General features: G+C 51.5%; 4 protein-coding genes. 1 reads left to right on the top strand and 3 read right to left on the bottom strand.

All coding sequences use genetic code 11. The features are described 5' to 3' along the window. Positions 1-102 precede the first annotated feature (102 nt). The 3 genes from DEF47_RS14965 to DEF47_RS14955 all read right to left on the bottom strand — a co-directional run bounded on the left by DEF47_RS14965 (position 103) and on the right by DEF47_RS14955 (position 3,034). A complete protein-coding gene (locus tag DEF47_RS14965; protein ID WP_012192242.1) occupies positions 103-1,791 on the bottom strand; it encodes an ABC1 kinase family protein in 1,689 nt (562 codons plus the stop codon). Positions 1,792-2,079: 288 nt separating this feature from the next. After that, entirely contained in the window at positions 2,080-2,547 is a 468-nt protein-coding gene (locus DEF47_RS14960; protein ID WP_012192243.1) for a peroxiredoxin, read from the bottom strand. Between the two features lie 19 nt (positions 2,548-2,566). Further along, the gene (locus tag DEF47_RS14955; protein ID WP_012192244.1) at positions 2,567-3,034 is read right to left on the bottom strand and encodes a peroxiredoxin; all 468 of its coding nucleotides are present in this window, start codon (positions 3,032-3,034) and stop codon (positions 2,567-2,569) included. 117 nt (positions 3,035-3,151) lie between these two features. On the opposite strand from DEF47_RS14955, the gene DEF47_RS14950 reads away from it, so the two are divergent. Further along, positions 3,152-5,317 carry an ATP-binding protein gene (locus DEF47_RS14950; RefSeq protein ID WP_287045211.1) on the top strand — a complete coding sequence of 722 codons (2,166 nt, stop codon included), beginning with the start codon at positions 3,152-3,154 and terminating at the stop codon, positions 5,315-5,317. Positions 5,318-5,478 lie beyond the last annotated feature (161 nt).

Below are 5,478 nucleotides of genomic sequence, written 5' to 3'. Positions count from 1 at the left end.
GTGCGTCCCTGTCCGCCCTTAAATGCCGCAGTGGGGGAGGGGTGTTCCAATCGTCATGGTGGGATGGTTCGCAGCGAAAACCGATCCTTGCAAGGCGCTCGATTAATTTTGATTGAAGCGTGGCAACAATGACCAAATCAACAAACCACCAGCCAACCACCACATCCAAGGGCTATAAATCTGTTGGGCTTGGAGAATGCTCGCGCTGATGATCAAGGCGCTTGCCGCAATCCCTGCGGTAAGACGGCTCAATGCCCGCTCGATTCGTTTGGTGGTGCGCTCTAGTTTGACAATTTCGGTGCGCACTTGCAAATCGCCTTGAGCAGCCTTGACGTAAAATTGTTTGGCATGGCGCGGAATTTGGCTGAGGTCGGTAATTAATTCGCGGCCTTCGTTAATTACCCGTTCGCGCAGATCGCGGCCACTGGTTTGCTCACGAATAAAGCGTAAGGCAAAGGGTTTAGTCACGCTGAAAATATCAAAATCGGGCGCTAAACCAGCCGCCACGCCACCGATAATCCCTACCGTGCGTCCCAAAAAGAGTAATGATTGAGGCAACTGAAACGGCAAATCATAGAGCAATTCGCTTAATCCGCCGACAAAACCCTCAACATCGATTTGTTGCAACTCGCGAATTGTGCGGCCATAGGTATAGGAAAACCAAATTTCCAAGGCTTGGCGTAATTGTTGATCATTGGCATTGGGCATGACCACGCCAATCGAGCGTGCGCCATCGATCATACGTTGTGGTTCGCGCATTACCACGCCAGCTGCAATCGTGGCGAGGCCATCCATCACGCTTTGGGGAATTGAATCGACCATGCCAAAATCGAGGAAGGTGATTACAAAGGGTTGTTTGCCATTCGCCAAGCGCTCGCCGACAGGCCGCACAAACAAATTGCCTGGGTGTGGGTCGGCATGAAAAAAGCCATCGGTAAAGCATTGTTGCAAATAGGCCAAATAAAGCTTTTCGGCCAAATCCAGCCGATCTATTCCAGCTGCATCGAGCGCCGCATATTCCGAAATTTTAATGCCCTCGATTCGCTCCATCACCAAAATTCGTTCAGTTGAATAATCGCGCTGAATTTTTGGCACATAAATATGATCGTTGCCAGCAAAATTACGCTGAAAGCGCTCGGCGTGATCAGCTTCGCTTAGGTAATCGAGTTCGCGCAGAGTAATTCGCGAAAACTCTTCGATCAGCGCTGGTAAATCGGTGCGACGGCGAATTGGGCCATAATATTGCATCCAACTAGCAACCCAGCGCAGTGCAGCAATATCGATTTCAACAAATTGCTCAATTTGTGGGCGTTGAATTTTGATGGCAATCGGCTGATCGTTGTGCAGCGTGGCGAAATGCACTTGGCCAAACGACGCAGCAGCGATTGGTTCACGCTCAAAAGTTTTAAAAATATGATCGAGTGGTTGGCCTAATTCGTGTTCGATTGTGGCTTGAATCAAGCGAAATGGTACGGGCGAAACTTCATCTTGCAAGCCGATCAAATCTTCAACCACGGCTGGCGGCAACACATCGACGCGAGTTGAAGCAAATTGCCCAAGCTTAATCATCACGCCGCCAAGATCGATCGCCAAATCGCGGAAGCGCCGCGAAAAACGCCGATAGCGCTCGATCCGCGTGCGATCCGCGTACCAGCGAAACCAAAACTGCCGTCCGAGCAACAAATCCCAGACGATAATATGGGCAACTAAGCGCACAAAAAACCACGCGACGCGAAAGAAACGACGGCGGCGTGGAACATTTGGCAACGACACCAACTCAGGTTTACTCATACTCGGTATTATAGCAGGCGATTGCTGCCCGCGTTAGCGATGAGGGGTCAGGGGTCAGGGACTAGCTGTCATTGTAACAAGCCCTCACCCCCAGCCCCTCGCCCACGGCGGGCGAGAGGAGCATTCCTAGAGCGGTTCCCCCTCGCTTCGCCTGTGGGTAAGGGGGTGAGGGAACGCTGGCGGTTGTTAATGCGATAAACCATTACAGTTATTGACTAGCGGAATAATTATTGGTAGTTCCAATCAAACTCCGATAGCCAACGATCAATAGCCTATAGCCACATCACCTTAAGCTTCTTTGATGATGCGCAGCGCTTCGCTAATGTGTTTGTTGGCGTTCAGCAATGATGAAAAGATATGCTGAATTGTGCCATGGTGGTCGATAATATAGGTGACCCGGCCTGCCAAAATGCCTAAAGTGGTTGCCCCATAGAGTTTGCGCACCGTACCATCACGATCACTCAGCAAGGTAAATGGTAAACGATTATTAGCAGCAAACTTTTCGTGCGACTCGACCGAATCGCTGCTGATACCAATGACTTCGGCTCCCGCTTGCTTGAACACCTCATATTGATCGCGAAAGGCACATACTTCGGCCACGCAGCCAGCCGAATGATCCTTGGGATAGAAAAATAAGACGATTTTCTTGTGGCCAAGCAAACTTTGTAAATCGACGAGTTGGCCAGTTTGGTTGGGCAGGCTGAAAGTTGGGGCTTGATCGCCAACGGCTAATTTGCCAGCAGTTGCAGTTGTCATAAACTTAATCCTCCAAATCCTATGCTTGTTGCAAAATGCGTAATGATTCGTCGATGTGTTTTTGGGCATTCAAGCGCGATGAGAAAATATGCTGAATCGTGCCTTGTGGATCGATAATATAGGTGACACGGCCACTAAAAATACCCAAGGTCGTCGCCCCATAGGCCTTGCGCACAGCACTATCGCCATCACTCAGCAAGGTAAAGGGCAGGCGATGTTTGGCGGCAAATTGCTGATGCGACTCAACTGAATCGCTGCTTACGCCAATCACTTCGGCTCCCGCTTGCTTGAACACCTCGTATTGGTCGCGAAACGCACAAACTTCGGCGACACAAATCAGCGAATCATCTTTGGGGTAGAAGAACAATACAATATGCTTTTTGCCTAGCAAATCGTCTAAATCGATAAGTGCTCCAGTTTGGTTGGGCAAGCGAAAGCGCGGGGCTTGGTCGCCAACTTGAAGTTTGCCAGTGGTTGTGGTGGTCATGGGTCTTGCTCCAGCACTAAATTGTGATTGCTGGTTTGATTATCGTTGGCAGCTTTCCCGTTTGGTTTCCCAAATCGATTCCGACATTCGGTGATTTTGGTTTAAAATGGTTGCTAGGTGACTTTGGCTTGGGAATTGGCGATGGATCTACACTGCTATTTTTTGGGGCAGCCCCAAATTGTTTACAACCAAACGGCAATCCATGTGACCAATGCCAAGGCTGTGGCGCTGTTGGCCTATTTGGCATGTCACAATCAACCGCAACCGCGTGAACGAATTTTAGGCTTGCTCTGGGCTGAAAGTAGCAGTAGTGCTGCGCGAAAGAACCTGAGCAATTGTCTTTGGCAGTTGCGCCAACAGCTTGGCGAGAGCTGCATCCTTAGCCATGACGATAGGCTGAGTTTGGGGGAGGCGGTTTGGAGCGATCTGCAGGCACTGTGGCAATTGGATCAGCCTGATCACGCAACCTTGCTCAATTGTTATCGTGGCCCGTTGCTTGATGGCCTGAATGTACGCGATGCGCCAGAGTTTGAATTGTGGTTGTTGCACGAGCGCAATCGGCTGCTGCAGCATTATCTCCAACTGCTTGAGCAAGCCTTACAAACAACCAATGATCAGCAACAAAAACTGCAACTTGCCAATCATGGTTTGGGCGTTGACCCGCTGCACGAACCATTCGTTCAAGCGGCGATTCAGGCTTGTTTGGCGCTTGAGCAACGGGCCAATGCCTTACAGCACTACACCAATTTCCAACATCAGCTTGAGCAACAACTCGGCTTAGAGCCAGCCGCCGCCACTCAAGCCTTGCGTCTGCAAATTCTCGGTACTTCCACAAATCCAACAATCAAGCCGCCGCATCTGCCAACGCCGCGCAATACCAGCAAATTAATTGGCCGCGAGCCGGATTATGCGCTGTTGCATGCTGCTTGGCAACGCAGTTTGCAAGGCCAACTTCAAGTGGTATTGCTCACTGGTGAGTTGGGCATTGGCAAAACCAGTTTATGGCAAACATGGCTAGGCCAAATTCGCGAGGGGCATCAGGTTGTGGTTGCCCGTGGGCTGGAAATTACCCAATTGCTGCCATTCGCGCCCTTTTTGGCATGGACTGACCAAACCGCACTGCTTGATTGGCTGTTTGGAGCGCAATCGCCGCTATCGCCCTACTGGCAAAGCGAATTGGCTCGCTTGATTCCCGATTTCAAACAGCGCGAGATTATTCCGCCGCTGAGCAATGCCACGCCTGCCGAAGAACGCCGCCGCATCTTCGAGGCCATGTTGCAAGTACTGGCGCTGTTTGCCGATCAGCCATTGGTATTGGTGCTCGATGACGCGCATTGGGCCGATCAACTTTCGCTGGGCTGGCTGGGTTATGCCGCCGAGCGCTTACAATCCAAACCTGTGCTGATCATTTTGACCTATCGCGCCAACCAAGTACAGGGCGAATTGGCAAATTTAATCTGGCATTGGCAACGCAACCATATCGCCCAACGCCATGAACTACAGCCGCTCAGCCCACGCGAAAGCGAGCAATTGGTATTGCAACAAGGCGGCGATCAACAGCGGAGTGCCCAACTGTATCGGCGCAGTCGCGGTAATCCCTACTTTTTACATGAGCTATTACATGCTCCAAGCGAGCAAATTCCTAGCTCGCTGGCCGATGTGGTGGGTTTGCGCTTAACCAACCTGCCAAGTGCCGCCCAAGCCTTGCTCTCTGCTGCCATGATTTTGGGCATCAACAGCAGGCTGGAACTGCTCCAACAAGTCAGTCATTGCGCCGAAGATCAAGCACTCGATATGCTTGATCTGCTATTACAGCAAGGTATTTTGGCCGAGCAAGCGGGCCAGTATCAAATTGCCCATCCATTAATTGGCGAAGTTTGGCAGCAGCAGCTGAGTCCTGCTCGTCGCCAAGTATTCCATCGGCGAGCTGCCGAAGCGCTAGCCGAGAGCTATGCAGGCATGTTGCCGATGGTTGCTGTGCAGTTGGCAAGCCATTACGAAGCGGCTGGCAAAGCCCACGAAGCTGCCCGCTATGCCGAAATGGCAGGCTACCATGCCTTGATTATGGCGGCTGGCTCAGAAGCAGTTGTGTTGTATCAACGAGCGTTAACCTTAGAGCCAACGCCATTGCGCCAACTTGGTTTGGGGCGAGCTTGGGTATTGCAAGGCGATTTAGCTGCTGCTCGGGCGAATTTCAATGCAGCGCGGCAAGCCTTTGAATTGCTTGGTGATTTTGAGGGTGCGGCCCAAGCAAGCCTTCAATTAGCAGCAAGTTATCAATAGAAGTTGAGGATCAGTTGTTGGGTAGGTTTTAGCCCCCTCACCCCCGACCCCTCTCCCACTGCGGCGGGCGAGGGGAGATCCGATATCAAATTGAAGGATTCCCCCTCGCCTCGCGTGCGGGAGAGGGGGCTAGGGGGTGCTTACAAGGGTAGGTTTTTAAC

This window comes from Herpetosiphon sp., assembly GCF_003512625.1.
Taxonomy (GTDB): domain Bacteria; phylum Chloroflexota; class Chloroflexia; order Chloroflexales; family Herpetosiphonaceae; genus Herpetosiphon; species Herpetosiphon aurantiacus.
This window is presented reverse-complemented; position numbering and strand designations above follow the sequence as displayed.

Coding starts and splice junctions, on each gene's coding strand:
- DEF47_RS14965 (WP_012192242.1), bottom strand. CDS start 1,791: ATGAGTAAACCTGAGTTGGTGTCGTTGCCAAATGTTCCACGCCGCCGT.
- DEF47_RS14955 (WP_012192244.1), bottom strand. CDS start 3,034: ATGACCACCACAACCACTGGCAAACTTCAAGTTGGCGACCAAGCCCCG.
- DEF47_RS14960 (WP_012192243.1), bottom strand. CDS start 2,547: ATGACAACTGCAACTGCTGGCAAATTAGCCGTTGGCGATCAAGCCCCA.